Origin of the sequence: Wolbachia endosymbiont (group A) of Trypoxylon clavicerum (genome assembly GCF_947251665.1) — a bacterium.
GTDB lineage: Bacteria > Pseudomonadota > Alphaproteobacteria > Rickettsiales > Anaplasmataceae > Wolbachia > Wolbachia pipientis.
On the sequence record NZ_OX366374.1, the window covers coordinates 870,560 to 890,103 of the forward strand.

The 19,544-nt window shown below is 35.2% G+C and carries 21 protein-coding genes and 2 pseudogenes; 8 read left to right on the plus strand and 15 right to left on the minus strand.

Annotated elements, in window-relative coordinates:
* Positions 1 to 495 precede the first annotated feature (495 nt).
* Entirely contained in the window at positions 496 to 3,156 is a 2,661-nt protein-coding gene (gene secA, locus OPR60_RS04490) for a preprotein translocase subunit SecA (protein ID WP_265040101.1), read from the plus strand.
* Here secA and OPR60_RS04495 read toward each other — a convergent pair.
* The 3 genes from OPR60_RS04495 to OPR60_RS04505 form a co-directional block, all read right to left on the minus strand.
* Positions 3,140 to 3,985 carry an ankyrin repeat domain-containing protein gene (locus OPR60_RS04495; protein WP_265040102.1) on the minus strand — a complete coding sequence of 282 codons (846 nt, stop codon included), beginning with the start codon at positions 3,983 to 3,985 and terminating at the stop codon, positions 3,140 to 3,142. The two genes, secA and OPR60_RS04495, sit on opposite strands and share 17 nt — an antisense overlap.
* A 336-nt stretch (positions 3,986 to 4,321) precedes the next feature.
* The gene (fsa, locus tag OPR60_RS04500) at positions 4,322 to 4,963 is read right to left on the minus strand and encodes a fructose-6-phosphate aldolase (protein WP_065095095.1); all 642 of its coding nucleotides are present in this window, start codon (positions 4,961 to 4,963) and stop codon (positions 4,322 to 4,324) included.
* A gap of 39 nt (positions 4,964 to 5,002) precedes the next feature.
* The gene (locus OPR60_RS04505) at positions 5,003 to 5,401 is read right to left on the minus strand and encodes a hypothetical protein (protein WP_265040103.1); all 399 of its coding nucleotides are present in this window, start codon (positions 5,399 to 5,401) and stop codon (positions 5,003 to 5,005) included.
* Between the two features lie 241 nt (positions 5,402 to 5,642).
* On the opposite strand from OPR60_RS04505, the gene OPR60_RS04510 reads away from it, so the two are divergent.
* Complete coding sequence (locus tag OPR60_RS04510; protein WP_265039636.1) at positions 5,643 to 5,798, plus strand: hypothetical protein; 156 nt, start codon at positions 5,643 to 5,645, stop codon at positions 5,796 to 5,798.
* A gap of 86 nt (positions 5,799 to 5,884) precedes the next feature.
* Here OPR60_RS04510 and OPR60_RS04515 read toward each other — a convergent pair whose 3' ends face one another.
* The 8 genes from OPR60_RS04515 to OPR60_RS04550 form a co-directional block, all read right to left on the minus strand.
* Positions 5,885 to 6,637, minus strand: coding sequence for an IS5 family transposase (locus OPR60_RS04515; RefSeq protein WP_265039650.1), 753 nt, complete (start codon positions 6,635 to 6,637; stop codon positions 5,885 to 5,887).
* Positions 6,638 to 6,663: 26 nt separating this feature from the next.
* Positions 6,664 to 7,167: an ankyrin repeat domain-containing protein gene (locus tag OPR60_RS04520; protein ID WP_265040104.1), complete on the minus strand. Its 504-nt coding sequence runs from the start codon at positions 7,165 to 7,167 to the stop codon at positions 6,664 to 6,666.
* Positions 7,168 to 7,243: 76 nt separating this feature from the next.
* The gene (locus tag OPR60_RS04525; RefSeq protein WP_265040287.1) at positions 7,244 to 8,056 is read right to left on the minus strand and encodes a transposase; all 813 of its coding nucleotides are present in this window, start codon (positions 8,054 to 8,056) and stop codon (positions 7,244 to 7,246) included.
* Between the two features lie 272 nt (positions 8,057 to 8,328).
* Positions 8,329 to 9,141, minus strand: coding sequence for a transposase (locus OPR60_RS04530; RefSeq protein WP_265040287.1), 813 nt, complete (start codon positions 9,139 to 9,141; stop codon positions 8,329 to 8,331).
* A 76-nt stretch (positions 9,142 to 9,217) separates the two neighbouring features.
* Positions 9,218 to 9,499, minus strand: a complete 282-nt coding sequence (locus OPR60_RS04535; protein WP_265040105.1) for an ankyrin repeat domain-containing protein — start codon at positions 9,497 to 9,499, stop codon at positions 9,218 to 9,220.
* A 132-nt stretch (positions 9,500 to 9,631) separates the two neighbouring features.
* A complete protein-coding gene (locus tag OPR60_RS04540) occupies positions 9,632 to 10,834 on the minus strand; it encodes a multidrug effflux MFS transporter (RefSeq protein WP_458694343.1) in 1,203 nt (400 codons plus the stop codon).
* A gap of 62 nt (positions 10,835 to 10,896) precedes the next feature.
* Entirely contained in the window at positions 10,897 to 11,022 is a 126-nt protein-coding gene (locus tag OPR60_RS04545) for a hypothetical protein (RefSeq protein ID WP_265040106.1), read from the minus strand.
* On the minus strand, positions 11,010 to 11,762 hold the full coding sequence (locus OPR60_RS04550) for an IS5 family transposase (RefSeq protein ID WP_265039632.1): 753 nt from the start codon (positions 11,760 to 11,762) through the stop codon (positions 11,010 to 11,012). The genes OPR60_RS04545 and OPR60_RS04550 overlap by 13 nt, the downstream gene beginning before the upstream one ends.
* 81 nt (positions 11,763 to 11,843) lie before the next feature.
* On the opposite strand from OPR60_RS04550, the pseudogene OPR60_RS04555 reads away from it, so the two are divergent.
* Positions 11,844 to 12,215 (plus strand): annotated as a pseudogene (locus tag OPR60_RS04555) (hypothetical protein); the annotation flags it as partial.
* A 1-nt stretch (position 12,216) separates the two neighbouring features.
* Here the strand turns inward: OPR60_RS04555 and OPR60_RS06675 are convergent.
* Together OPR60_RS06675 and ccmC are read right to left on the minus strand one after the other, a co-directional pair.
* Positions 12,217 to 12,507, minus strand: coding sequence for a GNAT family N-acetyltransferase (locus tag OPR60_RS06675; RefSeq protein ID WP_245611617.1), 291 nt, complete (start codon positions 12,505 to 12,507; stop codon positions 12,217 to 12,219).
* A gap of 118 nt (positions 12,508 to 12,625) precedes the next feature.
* Positions 12,626 to 13,336: a heme ABC transporter permease CcmC gene (ccmC, locus tag OPR60_RS04565; protein ID WP_065095173.1), complete on the minus strand. Its 711-nt coding sequence runs from the start codon at positions 13,334 to 13,336 to the stop codon at positions 12,626 to 12,628.
* Positions 13,337 to 13,534: 198 nt separating this feature from the next.
* Between ccmC and OPR60_RS04570 the strand changes: the two genes are divergently transcribed.
* From OPR60_RS04570 to OPR60_RS04590, 5 genes are all read left to right on the plus strand, one after another.
* On the plus strand, positions 13,535 to 14,287 hold the full coding sequence (locus OPR60_RS04570; protein WP_265039632.1) for an IS5 family transposase: 753 nt from the start codon (positions 13,535 to 13,537) through the stop codon (positions 14,285 to 14,287).
* Positions 14,288 to 14,339: 52 nt separating this feature from the next.
* On the plus strand, positions 14,340 to 15,170 hold the full coding sequence (locus tag OPR60_RS04575; RefSeq protein ID WP_065095172.1) for a pyruvate, water dikinase regulatory protein: 831 nt from the start codon (positions 14,340 to 14,342) through the stop codon (positions 15,168 to 15,170).
* Positions 15,171 to 15,219: 49 nt separating this feature from the next.
* Entirely contained in the window at positions 15,220 to 15,348 is a 129-nt protein-coding gene (gene ykgO / locus OPR60_RS04580; protein WP_006279631.1) for a type B 50S ribosomal protein L36, read from the plus strand.
* 49 nt (positions 15,349 to 15,397) lie between these two features.
* Positions 15,398 to 15,712 carry an FtsB family cell division protein gene (locus tag OPR60_RS04585; protein WP_010962526.1) on the plus strand — a complete coding sequence of 105 codons (315 nt, stop codon included), beginning with the start codon at positions 15,398 to 15,400 and terminating at the stop codon, positions 15,710 to 15,712.
* A 261-nt stretch (positions 15,713 to 15,973) separates the two neighbouring features.
* Entirely contained in the window at positions 15,974 to 16,726 is a 753-nt protein-coding gene (locus OPR60_RS04590; protein ID WP_265040107.1) for an IS5 family transposase, read from the plus strand.
* Between the two features lie 287 nt (positions 16,727 to 17,013).
* Here OPR60_RS04590 and dnaG read toward each other — a convergent pair whose 3' ends face one another.
* Both dnaG and OPR60_RS07040 read right to left on the minus strand, forming a co-directional pair.
* Positions 17,014 to 18,753 (minus strand): DNA primase, encoded by a 1,740-nt coding sequence (gene dnaG, locus OPR60_RS04595; RefSeq protein ID WP_065095058.1) that lies wholly within the window; start codon positions 18,751 to 18,753, stop codon positions 17,014 to 17,016.
* A 537-nt stretch (positions 18,754 to 19,290) separates the two neighbouring features.
* Positions 19,291 to 19,461: pseudogene (locus tag OPR60_RS07040) on the minus strand (WPE palindromic element domain-containing protein); the annotation flags it as partial.
* Positions 19,462 to 19,544: the final 83 nt, after the last annotated feature.

The window sequence follows — 19,544 nt, forward strand, 5'->3', positions numbered from 1 at the left end:
AAACTCACCACTTTTATCTTTTGTAAGTAAGTTCCCTACTCCAATTTTCTTGTTATCTTCATCTTGTGTGTGTTTAGCCTGCAAAAAACGGTATACTTTCTTACTACCTTGGGTACATTCAAATACTAAATCATCGAACTTTCTGGCCTCTTCTATTTCTGTACCTAAGCGAAAAGAGTGCTGATAGAGCACTCCTCGATGCAAAAATAGCATCAATACCTTTAGCTGGTAGATATTACCGTGCATAACTAGTTACCTCATACAGGCTGCTATAAATTTGTTTGATCTAGAATTAAAGATTACCAAACACCTAAAATAATGCAATAGAGTCTTTATGTGTTGATAGAAAGGCCTTCGAGGGTAGGAATTGCCTGGCAAACTCTTAATTCTTGATTTAAAAAAGACTTTCCAAAGACTCCCCAAATCTAATATGTAATTGCTGTAGGCTGCATTTAGTAATATAATCTCATATTAAATAAGACGTTACTTAAGTTTATGCTAGATTCTCCGCTAATTTTGACAGCCATTCTTATATTTTTCATTTTTACGTTGTCATTCTTTTTTATAAGAAAGATATTTGGTTCCACAAACAAGAAGATAATAAAATCCTTTAGGAAAATTGTTCAGCAAATAAATGCATTAGAAACAGAAATGCAGAGCTTATCTGATGAGGAGCTTGCTGGTAAAACTGAAGAATTCAAACGAGAATTGAAAAATGGGAAAACGTTAAATGATCTTCTCGTACCTGCATTTACAGTTGTGCGTGAAGCCTCTCGAAGGTTTCTTAACATGAGGCACTTTGATGTTCAACTGATTGGTGGAATGGTGCTCCACAATGGCATGATATCAGAAATGAAAACAGGAGAGGGAAAGACACTCGTTGCAACTTTAGCAGCATATCTAAATTCCTTAGAAGGGAAAGGCGTACATGTCGTAACTGTTAACGACTACCTTGCAAAACGAGACACAGAGTGGATGAGCAAATTATATAATTCTCTTGGGGTTTCTGTTGCGTTTATTACGAATAACTTGACAGACGAAGAGAGGAAAGAGGCTTACAGTGCAGATATCGTGTATTCCACAAATAACGAGCTTGCCTTTGATTACCTGCGAGACAATATGAAATTTTCTCAAGAAGACATGGTTCAGAGAGGCTTTCACTACGGAATAGTTGATGAAGTGGACTCAATACTCATTGATGAAGCTCGCACTCCGCTTATTATTTCTGGCCCGGTTGAGGAAAACAATCAGATATATAAGCATATCAATAAAATAGTAACTAAATTAGTTGACTCCGATTATGAAGTAGATGAAAAAGGTAGAACGGTATTCTTGACTGAAGATGGTATTTCACGAGTGGAGGAACTACTAAGGTCATACAATCTCATTCCTGAAAATTCCTCGCTCTATGATACTGACAGCATGATAATGACTCATTATATAGACCAAGCATTACGTGCATATAAGCTGTTTACTGCTGATAAAGATTATATAGTAAAGGATGGCAAGGTAGTGATTATTGATGAATTTACTGGGCGTATGATGGAGGGCAGGAGATATTCCGATGGTCTTCATCAGGCACTTGAAGCGAAGGAGAATCTTGAAATTCAGCATGAAAACCAAACTTTAGCATCGGTCACATTTCAGAATTACTTTCGTATGTACAATAAACTTTCCGGAATGACGGGAACAGCAGCAACAGAGGCAGAAGAGTTTCGTGATATATACAGATTAAATGTAGTAAAAATTCCAACCAATGTACCTGTAAAAAGAGTTGATATTGATGATGAAATTTACGGTACAGAAAAGGAAAAATTTAATGCTGTGTTGAAGTTTATAGAAGAATGCTACAAACGCCTTCAACCGGTCCTTGTTGGCACGGTGAGCATCGAAAACTCTGAGAAGCTTTCTGCGCTTTTGCAAAGCCATTCTCTTAAGCATTCAGTATTGAATGCTCGTTATCATGAACAAGAGGCGTACATAATAGCGCAAGCTGGAGTGCCAGGTAGTATCACTATAGCAACTAACATGGCAGGACGTGGAACTGATATTCAGCTTGGTGGAAATGCTGAAATGATTGCAAAGGTGGAGCTAAAGAAGATAAAAAATGCTGATGAAAGAGAAAAAAAATACCAAGAAATAGTTGAAAGAGTAAAAAAAGATAAGGAAATTGCTATAAAAGCTGGTGGTTTATGTGTGGTTGGAACCGAAAGACATGAAAGCAGGAGAATAGATGATCAATTACGCGGCCGTTCTGGTCGTCAGGGGGATCCTGGACTTTCTAAGTTCTTTTTATCGCTCGAAGATGACCTAATGAGAATATTTGGTTCTGATAGAATGAGAAGCTTTTTACAAAAAGTAGGGTTAAAGAATAACGAAGCTATTCATCATCCATGGATCAATAAGGCACTCGAGAAAGCGCAAAAGAAAGTTGAAGCTAGAAACTATGACGTGCGGAAATCTCTACTTAAGTTTGATGACGTAATCAATAACCAACGTAAAGTTATTTTTAAACAGAGAAACAATATCTTAGGCAACGAAATTAATGATTTGTTTGAAGTGTATAGCGAAGTAAATGAGAGCGTAGTAGAAGGTATAATCCAAAGTGGCTATTATGAGGATTATATTGAAGATATAGTCAAAGAATTTCATACAAGGTATGGAACAACGCTTGATAAAGAAGACTTGGCAAAGTTTTTGAATAAACAAGAAGCTTTGAATTATGTAAATGATAAGATACAAGAATTTTTTACTGAGAAAGAAAAATATTTCAACAGTCAGCACACTACAGATTTGTGGAATACGATCGTGAAGCAAATGATGATAATGACACTTGATCATTTATGGAGGGAACACCTTTCAGTTCTAGAGAGCCTAAGACAAAGTATAAGCTTACGTGCTATGGGGCAGAAAGATCCACTGAATGAATTTAAACGCGAAGCTTTCTTGATGTTTGAGTCGATGCTTGAAAAATGGAAGGAACTCACCATTCATCGCCTAGCGCACTTTAAGTTGGCAGACAACCAAGAGATAGGCAATAGATTACATTCTGCTAGAAATAGCAGACTTCCCAAAGTCTCAAGAAACGACAAGTGCCCTTGTAATTCTGGAAAGAAGTACAAACACTGCCACGGCGCGGTTACTGTGGTGAATTAGGAGCTGTAGTCTGTCCACCTATGTTACTGCATCTAACCTCACTTAGCTTACTGTTTAATGAATGCTCTGATGACTTATATGCAACCCCATAGGAAATTCCACCAACGATCAGTGCAGATGCCACAGTAATTCCAACTATTGCTAGTGCAGGTAATGCAGTAGCATAAATGAGTGCTAATGGAGCAACAATGGCTACTTTTGGATGTTGATAATTTAGTCTTGGATGTTCACCATGAGTGTAATAAACAGCATAATATAAAGGAGTTCTTCCGTCTTTATCTTGTGCATTAACGTCTGCTCCCTCTTCTAGCAAAACTTCTACTACTTGTGTGTATCCATTCTCAGCAGCATAATGTAAAGGACTTCTTCCATATCTGTCCACTACATTAACATCTGCCTCTTTTTTTATAAGATGTTTTACTACTTCTATATGACCACTATAAGCTGCATAATGCAAAGGAGTCCCTTTATCTTCATTTTGTGCATTAACGTCTGCTCCTTCTTCTAGCAAAACTTCTACTACTTGTGCATGCCCATGCTGAGCAGAATAATGTAAGGAGGTTTTTTCCCATTCATCTTGTACATTAACATTAGCTCCGTTTTTTGTTAAGTATCTTACTACTTTTTCATAGCCATTTTCAGCTGCTATAAGTAATAAATTGCACTTGAGCACTATAAACGTGTAATTTATATCAAATTCGCTTTTTTTCCACTCATCATATATAAGTTGATTTTCCTGCTGCAGCTTATCTTTAATTCTATCAATTAAATTTTCCTTACTCAGATCTGGACTACTGTTGACTTCTTGTAGTATTAACCTTAATGTCATTTCCTTCTCCAAGATATAAAATTTTATTATGGCATATGGAGTGGATTATGTCAATGAAAAACTAAGAAACTGGTTCTTCTTTTTTTCTATAGCTTTAGGTTTACCTACAATTTGAAAAACAACAAATTCGTCATTCCGCTACTCGTTAGCGCCTCGGCGGTATGATGTAGGGAAACCTTTCTTGGGTTAGCTATAAAGTTAAAATTCGACCAGGGCAGCCGCAATAAGGTAGCAAACGCCATCATGTCTTTAGGAGAGTTTGCTAATGAAGGCTCTTAAGTTGACGCCATTGCCTGAACGGATACGCCAATTTTTATGTTCATTTGTAACCGTTTATTATTTTACACCCCAGTCTTTTTCAAATATTGCTAGTCCTTGGTCAGTAAGTGGGTGATTAATTAATTGTCTAAGTACTTTTGCTGACACAGTAATTGAATCAGCACCAAGCCTTGCAGCTTCTATTACATGCGCTGGGCTTCTCACTGATGCAACAAGAACTTTAGTATCAAAACCGTAATTAGAATATATAGTACATATATCTTCTATTAGCGATAAGCCATCATAGCTTATATCATCAAGGCGACCAACAAAGGGGGAAATAAAACAAGCACCGACCTTAGCGGCAAGCAGTGCTTGTCCAGGAGAAAAACATAATGTGATGTTAACAGGTATTTTATGCTCTGTCCACAACTTTTTACAAGAAATTAATCCTTCATGTGTAAGAGGTAATTTGATCACAACATTATCAGCAATTTTTGCTAAATTCAGACCTTCTGTGATCATCTCTTCATGGCTATCTGCAACAACTTCAACACTAACAGGCCCTTTTATAATAGAGCATATTTCACGCACTAAATCCTCGTATTTATCTTTACGCCCGGACTTTGCTATTAAAGAAGGATTAGTTGTTATGCCGTCAATGAACTCCTTTAGTTCTTTAATTTCATTTAAATCAACGCTATCAAGAAAAATTTCCATATTAATCTCCCATAAAAAAAATACCCTTGCAAAATCTTGTCATCCTACCGCTTGACTTACAACCGTATGAACTTCCTGCGTTGTAAACATCAAACGGCCGATAACACAACTGTACAAATATTGAGACATAAGAGTAATTTGTACCAAGAAAAAAGATGTCATCCCAGTGCCCAGACCCCTTAGACAATGTACCATCTTTTGATTTTGTCCATTCTGGGCGGGGTTTTCAAGTTCTTTGATCTTAAATACTACATCTACTTTATCAAGATCAATGTTGACTTCTTTTACTAATGTCCTAATAAGACTACGTTTGGCTTGCCAATCTAGGTCCGATTTAACACTAGAATAAAAGCCCTTTATGCTATTTGTAATAAGATTCATTTTCTGCCGTATTCCCTTTTTCTTCTCTCCTTTAATCTCTTTTAAACGTTCCTTCACTTTTTTTATTGCCTGCTTAAAGTCTTCCTTACTTATAGTTAGTGCATACTTTGTTGCCGTAAAAACTTCTGGTACCCAAACAATTGTAATAAGTATACACAATCTTTGTCAACTATTTTCGGCACTGGTATATAAATCCAATTCTCTTCATCTGTACTATAAATAGAGTGACCTTACCCAGAAAAAGTGGAGAGAAAGAAAGGAGTTTTTTCGGGTAAAATAAAATTTTGGAGGATTAGAAATGGCAAGAGAATATACGGCAGAATTCAAATTGGAAGCTGTTAAGCTGGCAAATGAACAAAGAAAGGTAGGTCAACCAGTTGCAAAAGTAGCAAGAGATCTAGGCTCTGTGGACAAAAAATATGAAAAGAGAGAAAAAGATGGTAGTTTAGCCTAATAGGTAAAAAATGGAGAAACTACCATATGCAATATTACATCAAAGAGGAAAATTGGAAACAAATTTTAGGCTCTGTGGACAAAATTTTAGAGAAGCCATACAAGAGCTCCAACAAAATTGAGAAAACCAATAAAAACCTCAGCAGTTTTATCAAATCTGGAAAAAATGCGCCTAAAATTTTTAATTTTACCAAAAAAACACTCAATCAAATGACGTTCTTTGTAGATATGCTCATCGTAATACCTTTGCACTTTTCGATTCCGTTTTGGCGGAATAACTACTGTACATCCCTTGTCTTCAAGACTTGTAACAAAGGCATTGCTATCATAGCCCTTGTCAGCTACTACAGTAGAGTTATAGATACTTTCGGTCAACACTTGTGCCTGCGTAATTTCATTTCTTTGACCAGGAGTCAGAGTAAATTTAAGTGGATTTCCAAGTGCATCGACAAGCGCATGTATTTTAGTTGTAAAGCCACCTTTGCTCCTCCCTAAAGCTTCTTGATCCTTGGAGTTTTTTGTATATCCAGATGAACATGGATGGGCTCGGATGATCGTACCGTCGATTATAGCAACTTCTAAATCAGGCTCTTGTTTAGTATATTCAAGCAATTTTTTCCAGACATCTCTTTCACACCATCTTTTAAATCGCTTATGTATACTCCTGTAATTACCATAAGTTTTTGATAAAAGTCTCCATTGGCAACCACTTCGCACTATGTACCACACTGCCTCTATGAATATTCTTAAACGTTTTTCATCTTTGCTGTGCATTCCTTTTACGCTTTTTATGAACTCTAAAATTTGTTTCCAATTTTCCTCTTTGATGTAATATTGCATATGGTAGTTTCTCCATTTTTTACCTATTAGGCTAAACTACCATCTTTTTCTCTCTTTTCATATTTTTTGTCCACAGAGCCTAGACCATCATCAGATTTTTCTGCAGGTTGCAATAGAGTTTTTATTTTGTCATCAGTGGCTAAATCAAAAGGAGTGTCTCCATTTTTATCTTTTTTATTAACATCTGCTCCTGCTCTTATTAGATCCTCTACTATTTCTTGGTTGTTATCTTGAGCAGCCAAATGTAGAGGAGTCTTTTTTCCATGTTTACCTTCTATATTAACATCGATTCCTTCTGCTCCCAGTAGCGCTTTCACTTTGTCTATCCTGTTCTTTGAAACAGCCCAATGTAAAGGAGTCCATTCTCCAAATTCATCTTTTACATTAACATTGATTCCTTCTGCTCCCAGTAGAGCGTTCAATACATTTATATCTATGTTGTCCTTTTTAACAGCTAAATGCAAAGGAGTGTTGTTATGTACATCTACTGCATTAACATCAATTCCCTCTTTTCTAAGTAGAGCGTTCAATACATTTATATCTATAGACCTGCTGCGAATCAAGCGATAAAAAAAAGGAAAGGAGGGTGAATAAAATCAAGGTTAACTAAAAGGCGTGCTTAAGATTTACAATACCAGCAATAATATTGAACCTCAAGTTATATTTTTTCTGAAAATTGCGATAAACATTCGACATAATCTTAAATATCTTTATCTCTCGGATCTTATTTTCTACTCTCATTCTAAATGATGCTAACCTTCTATTATGCTCTTTCTGCTCTGGAGTTAATGGCTTTTTACGATACTTTTTATATGGAATTATAACATTGCTTTGCAATTTTTGCCAACCTTGATATCCAGAATCAGCATGTTTTATGCTATCAAGTGGTAAATATTTTTCTTGTTTCCTTATGCGAAAATCACTAATTCTACCACGGTATGACTTTGACACTGATAAAATTCTTCCTCCTTCTTCGATAATAATCTCAGTTTTCATAGTGTTGGTTCTTTTTTTTCCTGAATATGATTTCTTCCGTTTTTTACTATCTTCTGGCCTCTGTATTTGCTGTTCTGTAACATCAGCCAAAATCTTCAGTATTTTTTCTGGCGTCATACTTCTATCTTTTGTTATAGTCACTTTTTTGGCGAGTAATGGCTCTATTCTCTTAAGTAACCTACATACATTTGCGTTGTGCACATTGAATAGGCATCCTAAAAATCTATGTGTTATGTAAGTGCGATAGTACAAAATTACGCAAAACAACTTATCTTCCAGAGTTGGTAGTTTTGATCTTCTACCATGACACTTTTTCTGTTTTTCAAGTTTTTTCCATCCAGACCTCACTTTTTCTACTACTTTTTCGAACTCCTCTATACTTAAACCTGTTATATTACGAAAGTTTCTTGGGTGTTTTTTCATATTATAGTAACTAAAGCTCATTTTTTTTCCTTACTTGATCTGCTTATTCTTCTTCTACCCCTCTCACATCATTTTTTCAATCACCTTTTGCAGCAGGTCTTATGTTGTTCTTTTGAAGAACAGAATGTAAAGGAGTATCTTTATTCTTATCTGCTAAATTAACATCAATTCCCTCTTTTCTAAGTAGAGCGTTCAATACATTTATATCTATAGACCTGCTGCGAATCAAGCGATAAAAAAAAGGAAAGGAGGGTGAATAAAATCAAGGTTAACTAAAAGGCGTGCTTAAGATTTACAATACCAGCAATAATATTGAACCTCAAGTTATATTTTTTCTGAAAATTGCGATAAACATTCGACATAATCTTAAATATCTTTATCTCTCGGATCTTATTTTCTACTCTCATTCTAAATGATGCTAACCTTCTATTATGCTCTTTCTGCTCTGGAGTTAATGGCTTTTTACGATACTTTTTATATGGAATTATAACATTGCTTTGCAATTTTTGCCAACCTTGATATCCAGAATCAGCATGTTTTATGCTATCAAGTGGTAAATATTTTTCTTGTTTCCTTATGCGAAAATCACTAATTCTACCACGGTATGACTTTGACACTGATAAAATTCTTCCTCCTTCTTCGATAATAATCTCAGTTTTCATAGTGTTGGTTCTTTTTTTTCCTGAATATGATTTCTTCCGTTTTTTACTATCTTCTGGCCTCTGTATTTGCTGTTCTGTAACATCAGCCAAAATCTTCAGTATTTTTTCTGGCGTCATACTTCTATCTTTTGTTATAGTCACTTTTTTGGCGAGTAATGGCTCTATTCTCTTAAGTAACCTACATACATTTGCGTTGTGCACATTGAATAGGCATCCTAAAAATCTATGTGTTATGTAAGTGCGATAGTACAAAATTACGCAAAACAACTTATCTTCCAGAGTTGGTAGTTTTGATCTTCTACCATGACACTTTTTCTGTTTTTCAAGTTTTTTCCATCCAGACCTCACTTTTTCTACTACTTTTTCGAACTCCTCTATACTTAAACCTGTTATATTACGAAAGTTTCTTGGGTGTTTTTTCATATTATAGTAACTAAAGCTCATTTTTTTTCCTTACTTGATCTGCTTATTCTTCTTCTACCCCTCTCACATCATTTTTTCAATCACCTTTTGCAGCAGATCTTATGTTGCCCTTTTGAAGAACAGAATGTAAAGGAGTATCTTTATTCTTATCTGCTAAATTAACATCTGCCCCATTATCCAATAGATCTTTTACTATCTCTGCATGGCCATTCGTAGCAACATAATGTAAAGGAGTGTTGTTATATTCATCTACTGCATTAACCTCAGCTCCTTCACTTATTAGACGCTTTACTTTATTAGTATTACCTTTTATAACAGCAGAAAACCAATCATTATTTATACTTTGTAAATTACTCATCCCACACCTCCTGTAAAACTATATTGTTATGATAAAGCCATTAATAATCTATGAGCTCTCACCCCCTGTAAAATTATATTATCATGATAAAGTCATTAATAACCCATGAGCTCTGGATCACGCAAATAATGGTTATTCCCTGTGTTTTTCAGTACATTTGAGCTGGCTGTACATAAGAATTGCAATTGTAGAGCATGCTATTGTTAATAGTAAATTTGGTAAAATACCATAGCGAAAAAATTTTCCTACTATATATATTCCAATAGCCCCAAACATCATATTGCAGAATGAGAGGACTGCACTACCAAGCCCTATACCTTTGATCGTTTCTAAAGCAGAGGTTACGTTATTGCTTATTATTAATGCAAGTCCGATATTGGCTGGAATCCAGGCGACTTGAAGAATGAATATATTCAACTTGTCCGCGAAATAAAAATATACCAATAAACTATCGGATATTATCGGTAACACCAAACCTATTATTAGCATTTTGCTAACCCCTACTTTTGGTACATACCTTCTATTAATTAAAGTTCCAATTATGTAAAATATGACTATGATCGATATGAGGTAGCCAAAATACTGTACTTCAATGCCCATCGATTCAAATATGAACGGGTAATTAGCAATGTATGCCCAAAGCCACATGAAAGTTAATCCATGAATGGCTGAAAACCCAAGGAAACGATAATTTCTAAATATTGATATATATTGCTTGAAGATATTAGTAGTTATGTTAGTTATACTGGTTTCATTTTTATTTACAGTGAGTGTTTCTTGTAACTTAAAGTAGATAAAAATAAGTATAGCAATTGCTGCGAGTGACATAATAAAAAACAAAAATTTCCAATGATAACCATGTGAAATTATATAACTGCCCACCACTGGAGCTATTCCAGGTGAGAGTGCCACAACCATATTTAATTTTGAAATTACTCTCGAGTATTCACTACCCGAGTATATATCCCTTATTGCTGCATACCCAACAACACCTGCAACACCAGCCCCTGTTCCTTGTATGAAGCGAATTAGTATCAAGAGCGCAATGCTGTCGGCTATATAACACATGACACTTGCCAAAGTAAAAATTGTCATACCAATCAGCATCATTGGACGCCTACCATAATGGTCCGATAATGGACCATAAATTAAGCCAGATACCGCAAATCCAACTAGATTTAAGCTAATTGTAAGCTGCACTACACTGCCTTCTACTTTAAAATAATTGGCAATGCTTGGTAGTGCAACTGAGTATAGGTCAGTTGCCATATCGACAATTGCTACAGACAATATCATAATAAGAGAGATGATATTTTGCGAAAGAGCTGTTTTCACTTAATGATTTACTGGATTAAATATACTTAATTATAATGTATTTTTTTCATTAGTATATTAATTTAACTACTGAAATTAAGAGTAGCTATTCGAGAAAAAGCCTGTGAAGGCTCTATCCAGTAGGGTGTCATCCCAGTGCCATGACTACTTGGATCTAGGCTCTGTGGACAAAATTTTAGAGAAGCCATACAAGAGCTCCAACAAAATTGAGAAAACCAATAAAAACCTCAGCAGTTTTATCAAATCTGGAAAAAATGCGCCTAAAATTTTTAATTTTACCAAAAAAACACTCAATCAAATGACGTTCTTTGTAGATATGCTCATCGTAATACCTTTGCACTTTTCGATTCCGTTTTGGCGGAATAACTACTGTACATCCCTTGTCTTCAAGACTTGTAACAAAGGCATTGCTATCGTAGCCCTTGTCAGCTACTACAGTAGAGTTATAGATACTTTCGGTCAACACTTGTGCCTGCGTAATTTCATTTCTTTGACCAGGAGTCAGAGTAAATTTAAGTGGATTTCCAAGTGCATCGACAAGCGCATGTATTTTAGTTGTAAAGCCACCTTTGCTCCTCCCTAAAGCTTCTTGATCCTTGGAGTTTTTTGTATATCCAGATGAACATGGATGGGCTCGGATGATCGTACCGTCGATTATAGCAACTTCTAAATCAGGCTCTTGTTTAGTATATTCAAGCAATTTTTTCCAGACATCTCTTTCACACCATCTTTTAAATCGCTTATGTATACTCCTGTAATTACCATAAGTTTTTGGTAAAAGTCTCCATTGGCAACCACTTCGCACTATGTACCACACTGCCTCTATGAATATTCTTAAACGTTTTTCATCTTTGCTGTGCATTCCTTTTACGCTTTTTATGAACTCTAAAATTTGTTTCCAATTTTCCTCTTTGATGTAATATTGCATATGGTAGTTTCTCCATTTTTTACCTATTAGGCTAAACTACCATCTTTTTCTCTCTTTTCATATTTTTTGTCCACAGAGCCTAGTTCATTGGAATTTACAATTGAATCTCACAATGGTGAAGACTTTGTAACATACAGAGATGGTAAATTGTCACTTACTATTCCTAAAGAGTTAAAAAATTATAAAGATAATGGCAAGAGCTTGTTTGACATTGTTAAAGAATATTTTCAGAAATTCTGTGCAAAATTAGGATTTAAACCTGAGACAAAAATACAAATAGAGCATGGCTTCGGTGCTCAAAGTAACTATTTAGATGGTACAATATCAACCACAGGATCAGATGCAAATGAAGAATTTATCAATCTTTTAAGCGAAAATCTCAGAGAGAGGTTATTGGGGTCAGGAGTTGCTCTAGGCTCTTTAAATATTTTAGAGTTCATGGTTACAACGGTTGCTATTTTACAGTGCATCTCACAACACTTTCTTCAAAAATATACATGTTAACATACCCTGGACGTACAAGATCACACTTATACCCAAGCTTTTCATAAAATACTTTCGCTTTTTGAAAATTCATGGTTGCAACGGTTGCTATTTTACAGTGCATCTCACGACCATAATCATGAACTTCTTCCATTAGCTGCTTTCCCATACCTTTTCTTCTATAATCAGCAAAGCAAGTCAGTGTAAATTGAACCATAGATAACAAAACCGCTACAACCTGCAATAATTTGTTCAGTATCATCGCGAATAAAAAAAGCAAATGGGTCCTTTATCAACGGTTTCTTCATTAATCTTTTTGAGTAGGAATTCAATGTCTTTACTACTTGGTGATGTGGTGTGTTCTATTTTCATCTCTCGGCCTAATACCGCATACTGATTTCTCTCTTTATCTTATATAAATTAATTAAGTAAAGTGAATACAGTATCCACACTACTAAAAAAAATGTGGCACAAAACATAAACATTGCAACCAGTGGCAACAGCAGGGAACTTTCTATTGCTATTCCACCTTTTCTCAAAATGCTTGCTGGCTGATGGAGAGTGGACCATAAATTCACGGAAAATTTTACTATAGGAATATTTATAGCACTAAAGATGGCAAATACTGCTGCTGATTTTTCTGCCCTCGCTTCATTATCAAAAGCGCTCCACAATGAAAGGTAGCCAACATATAGGAAAAGTAAAATCAGCATTGAAGTAAGTCTTGCATCCCATACCCACCAAGTGCCCCAGGTTCCTTTTCCCCAGATGCTGCCTGTGATTAAACATATTGCCGAAAAGACTGTCCCTGCAGGAGCAGCAGCATGTGCCAAGACACTAGCAATGCTATTGTTCCATACCAATGAAATGAAACTGAGTGATGCAATTAATCCATATATTCCAAGAGCAAGCCATGCAGAAGGCACATGAATGTACATGATTCGTACAATTTCTCCTTGTTTATAATCTTCTGGAGAGAAGAATAACGCCAAAGACATTCCAATTAAAAAACATGCGAAACAAATAACCCCAAGCCAAGGTAGAGCTTTCTTAGAAAAATAAGAGAAATTTGTAGGCTTTAATAAAAACATTCGTTTTGAGAATAATTGTGTTAAGAATTTACCAATTAGTTTGAGTTTTATCAACAGGATAGTTTTTCTATATTTACGTAGGTCAACAAATTAGCATAATTTCAGTAGCAGATTGCTAGGCTCTGTGGACAAAAAATATGAAAAGAGAGAAAAAGATGGTAGTTTAGCCTAATAGGTAAAAAATGGAGAAACTACCATATGCAATATTACATCAAAGAGGAAAATTGGAAACAAATTTTAGAGTTCATAAAAAGCGTAAAAGGAATGCACAGCAAAGATGAAAAACGTTTAAGAATATTCATAGAGGCAGTGTGGTACATAGTGCGAAGTGGTTGCCAATGGAGACTTTTACCAAAAACTTATGGTAATTACAGGAGTATACATAAGCGATTTAAAAGATGGTGTGAAAGAGATGTCTGGAAAAAATTGCTTGAATATACTAAACAAGAGCCTGATTTAGAAGTTGCTATAATCGACGGTACGATCATCCGAGCCCATCCATGTTCATCTGGATATACAAAAAACTCCAAGGATCAAGAAGCTTTAGGGAGGAGCAAAGGTGGCTTTACAACTAAAATACATGCGCTTGTCGATGCACTTGGAAATCCACTTAAATTTACTCTGACTCCTGGTCAAAGAAATGAAATTACGCAGGCACAAGTGTTGACCGAAAGTATCTATAACTCTACTGTAGTAGCTGACAAGGGCTACGATAGCAATGCCTTTGTTACAAGTCTTGAAGACAAGGGATGTACAGTAGTTATTCCGCCAAAACGGAATCGAAAAGTGCAAAGGTATTACGATGAGCATATCTACAAAGAACGTCATTTGATTGAGTGTTTTTTTGGTAAAATTAAAAATTTTAGGCGCATTTTTTCCAGATTTGATAAAACTGCTGAGGTTTTTATTGGTTTTCTCAATTTTGTTGGAGCTCTTGTATGGCTTCTCTAAAATTTTGTCCACAGAGCCTAGCCATTATTTTTAGTATAACACTATATAAAACATGACCATTAAAAAGCTTAATCTACACTTAGTATCAGATTCAAGTGGTGAAACTGTTATATCAGTTGCAAAATCAGCTCTGAAACACTTTCGTTCTATAGAAACGATCGAATATGTTTGGTCTTTTGTGAAAAAAGAGGAGCAGATTGACAAAATTCTGGAGGAAATTAATAGGAAAAGTGATGAGCATAATTTTGTTATATGCACTATTACTGATGATGAGCTAAGAAAATATTTAAAAGATAACTGTATAAAGTTGAAAATTCCCTATAGAGCAATATTATCACATATTATTAGAGAAATTTCGTCCTATCTTGAAATTGAAAAAGACGAAAAGCTTGACTTGCATACTGAGATAAATAACGAATATTTTCAGCGCATTGAGGCAATAAACTACACTATTAATCATGATGATGGACAAAATATTCAAGATATTGATAAAGCAGATATAATTTTGGTTGGAGTTTCACGTACATCAAAATCTCCCACCAGTACGTATTTAGCTTACCGAGGCTATAAAGTTGCAAATATTCCTTTTGTTAGTGGAGTACCCTTTTATGTTGACTTGGCAAAATTAAAAAATAAACTAACGATAGGGGTAACAATAGACGTAAGTAGGCTAATAGAAATACGCAAAAATAGACTTACTTCAATTAACAACGAAGATAACAATATATATGCTAACCCTGAGAAAGTAGAAAAGGAAATTAAAGAAGCAGAGGAACTATTTAAGCAGAATAACTGGCCAATTATTGATGTCACGCAAAAGTCAATCGAAGAAGTATCAGCAACAATTATACAGTATTTTAATAAAATGTTATCAATTGACTAACTCTTGATAAGTGATTATAATGTAAAGTAATTTAATTCTTACTATAGATATGAAAGTCAAAGGGTCGCTAAAATCTCATCGTAACAGAGATAAAAATTGTAAAGTTGTGAAAAGGGGTGGTAAGATTTACATTATAAATAAGGTAAAGCCAAGGTGTAAAGCGCGTCAAGGTTCTTAGCTTTTTGTTCACCTTTTCATGTTATATATTTTTTATATGTGAAAGTACGGTGCTTATATCTAAAAAGAAGCAAAAGTTACTGTGTTTAAGCGCAGCCTTACTCATTTCTTCCCTTACATTATATTTCAGCATTAGCACAATTACAGGTAAACGTGGCTTATTGACGTTAATCGATTTAAAAAAAGAAATTGAGTACAATAAACTTTTGCTAAAGGATGTCTCTTCTGAAAAGGAAAAGTTGGACAACAAAGTATTTGGCTTATATGAAAAAAGCTTAGATTTAGATCTGCTTGATGAGCAAGCAAAAAATGCTTTAGGTTATGTGAACCCTAATGAACTTATGGTTGTTCTTGACGTGGAATAGCAGTAGAGATCTCCCTACGTCATACCGCCGCGGCGCTAACACGTAGCGGGATGACGGTTTTTCAAATTGTCGGTAAATCTAAGTCAGTTTAGCTATATTGTCTCTCACACCGCTTAGCTGAACAGACAATGGCGTCAACTTAAGGAAAAATGTCAGAGATTGTGTATAAAATTTCTCTCTAGGCTCTGTGGACAAAAAATATGAAAAGAGAGAAAAAGATGGTAGTTTAGCCTAATAGGTAAAAAATGGAGAAACTACCATATGCAATATTACATCAAAGAGGAAAATTGGAAACAAATTTTAGAGTTCATAAAAAGCGTAAAAGGAATGCACAGCAAAGATGAAAAACGTTTAAGAATATTCATAGAGGCAGTGTGGTACATAGTGCGAAGTGGTTGCCAATGGAGACTTTTACCAAAAACTTATGGTAATTACAGGAGTATACATAAGCGATTTAAAAGATGGTGTGAAAGAGATGTCTGGAAAAAATTGCTTGAATATACTAAACAAGAGCCTGATTTAGAAGTTGCTATAATCGACGGTACGATCATCCGAGCCCATCCATGTTCATCTGGATATACAAAAAACTCCAAGGATCAAGAAGCTTTAGGGAGGAGCAAAGGTGGCTTTACAACTAAAATACATGCGCTTGTCGATGCACTTGAAAATCCACTTAAATTTACTCTGACTCCTGGTCAAAGAAATGAAATTACGCAGGCACAAGTGTTGACCGAAAGTATCTATAACTCTACTGTAGTAGCTGACAAGGGCTACGATAGCAATGCCTTTGTTACAAGTCTTGAAGACAAGGGATGTACAGTAGTTATTCCGCCAAAACGGAATCGAAAAGTGCAAAGGTATTACGATGAGCATATCTACAAAGAACGTCATTTGATTGAGTGTTTTTTTGGTAAAATTAAAAATTTTAGGCGCATTTTTTCCAGATTTGATAAAACTGCTGAGGTTTTTATTGGTTTTCTCAATTTTGTTGGAGCTCTTGTATGGCTTCTCTAAAATTTTGTCCACAGAGCCTAGGTTGAGACGTGTACTAAGACGAAAATTCTTCCAGTTCATATTCTTCTCACATGCATATTATGTGAGATAATGTGATAAAAGTCAATAGTAAGCTTTATATGCACAGCAGAGCTAACTACAAAAATTATACATTTTCAAGTGATCCTAACCATATCAAAAACTACAGGGCAAAGCTGTTAGAGGAAGGCTTAATTAGTTAAAAATTTCAATCTTATGTAAAATATTGTCTTATTTTGTAATTTTCTTGTTGACTAACGAGATGATATCTACTTTTCAATAAACTCCATTTGCATTTCTTGTATACTGCTTTCTATTTGCTTTATTTGTTCTATCAACCTTTCCTCTAAGTCAAGATTACCGCTCAGCCTCGCTTCGGTTCTTTCTTTTCGTAATGCATTTAACTCTTTTAGTAACACTATATTATTCCACACAATTTCTGCAGATTTTCTCTTGTTCAGTTGGCTATTTAGTACACTAGTTTTTTCAAATACATACTTTATAACGTTAGACTGCTTCAATTCTTGCTCTTTATCGAGTTTGCTTTTGTTACTTATTACATCAATTACACGCTGTTGTAATTTTTTCATCTCATTAGTAAATTCAAAATGAGAAAATTGCTCAAAAAATATAGGACGGTTCAAGATTTCAGGAAATTCTACGGCTATACGCAAAATTACGGCCTGATTTTGCTCTGCTTCAATTAGCTCTGGAGATTTATTATGAAGATACTCACCTTTTGTTGCTCTAGTTTTACTATTAAAAATCTGTTTTTTGAAGCTACTTCTTAGTTCACTAGCCTTATTGTAAAAATAATCTCTGTAATACCTTCTAATACTGCTGTTGCTAATAGTATTTACATATTCCATGAACTTGTGCTCAAGAATTGAATATTTTTCCGGAGCCAGTTTTTCATAATTTTGCAAATTGCTATCGATTATGTGATGCCATAAATATTCAGAATGCAGTTTTGTTGAATGGTCAAGAGCAGTCAACACGTCTTCTTTCTTGTATTCCAGTTCGTTACATATATCGTATGGATCTTTATTACTCGGCAAAGTCACAAACTTTAACGTGTATCCAGGCTCTAATATTGGCAGAGCAAGTTCTGCAACTCGGGTAGCAGCATGACGTCCAGCACTATCGCCATCCATACAGATGGAGATTTCTTTAGCAAATCTCCATAGATTTTTTATCTGTTCTGCAGAAATTGCGGTACCAAGCGGAGCAACTGCATTACTAATTCCCGCTTGATGTAGCGCTATAGTGTCCATATATCCTTCAACAACAAATATGTGCTGTTTTTTACGTATTTCGCTTAAAGCAAAGTTTAACCCGTATAAATTCTCCCTCTTCTTGAAGAGCTGACTCTCTGGGCTGTTTAAATATTTTGGCTGTTGCTCAAAGCTCAGCGCACGTCCGCCAAAACCAATAACTCTTCCTGCAATGCTCTGTATAGGAAATATCAGCCGGTCATAAAAATAATCACGAAAATTTTTGTTTACTAATCCAATATCAATTAAAATTTTGTCTTCAATACCTGAAGAGTTTAAATACTCTTTCAAACCAGAGCTTGGTGCATAACCTATCTTAAATTTATCTATGATTTTAGGTGAAATCTTACGCTGCTTTAAATAATCTACAACACCTTGATTTTTTTGTGCAAACCAATTTGCAGCTAAATCAAGCGCTAAAAATAGTTTATTGTCCTCTTTTGTAATACTAAGACTTTTGGGCAGTTCAACACCTGTAACCGATGCTAATTTTTCCAATGCTTCTTTAAAGCTTAATCCTTCAGTTTGTGAAATAAATTCAAATGCATCACCACTGGCTGAACAACCAAAACAGTAATATAACCCCTTAGTATTGCTCACCGAAAAAGATGGGGTTTTTTCGTTATGGAATGGACAGAGCCCAACAAAACTATCTCCTCTTTTTATTAATCTGACTTTTTTACCTACTATGTCGGATAATAATAATTTTGATTTTATAATATCTATGTGATCCATCTTGTTAAATTAGTAGTAGGATAAAAATTATATAGAATTTATACACATCTGACTCGAAATTTATTTCTATAACTAAAGCAATTCAGATTTACCGATAATTTGGTAAGCTATGAACTCGTCATTCCGCTGCATGTTAGCGGAATCTATGCTGAGATACCGCGAATGAATTCATAACTGTACGAACATTCATTTTTAAAGGTAAACTGTACAGCGAATGGTGTCATTCCAGTGCTTGACACTCACTGGAATCCAGCTTTTCGGTAATTTTATCGAAAATGTTTGCTCGTTTACAATCAATTTTCCTGGATCCCAGTGTCTGGGCACTGGGATGACACCCTACTTAACCGTCATACCGCAATTCATTCCACAACTGTACGAACATTGCAATGTGACACGATGTTGCATAATAAATGATGTCATTCCAGTGCGTGACACTGGAATCCAGCTTTTCGGTAATTTTATCGAAAATGTTTGCTCGTTTACAATCAATTTTCCTGGATCCCAGTGTCTGGGCACTGGGATGACACCCTACTTAACCGTCATACCGCGATTCATTCCACAACTGTACGAACGTTGCAATGTGACACGATGTTGCATAATAAATGATGTCATTCCAGTGCGTGACACTGGAATCCAGTTCTTATTATACAGCTATCTGGTGTACTTATTTAAAATTAAGTTTTCTGGATCCCAGTGTCTGGGCACTGGCCCTTCCTTGGTGGACTCAAATCGCAACGTTCGTACAGTTGTGGAATGAATTGCGGTATGACGTAGGAAAACCTTAGCTATAG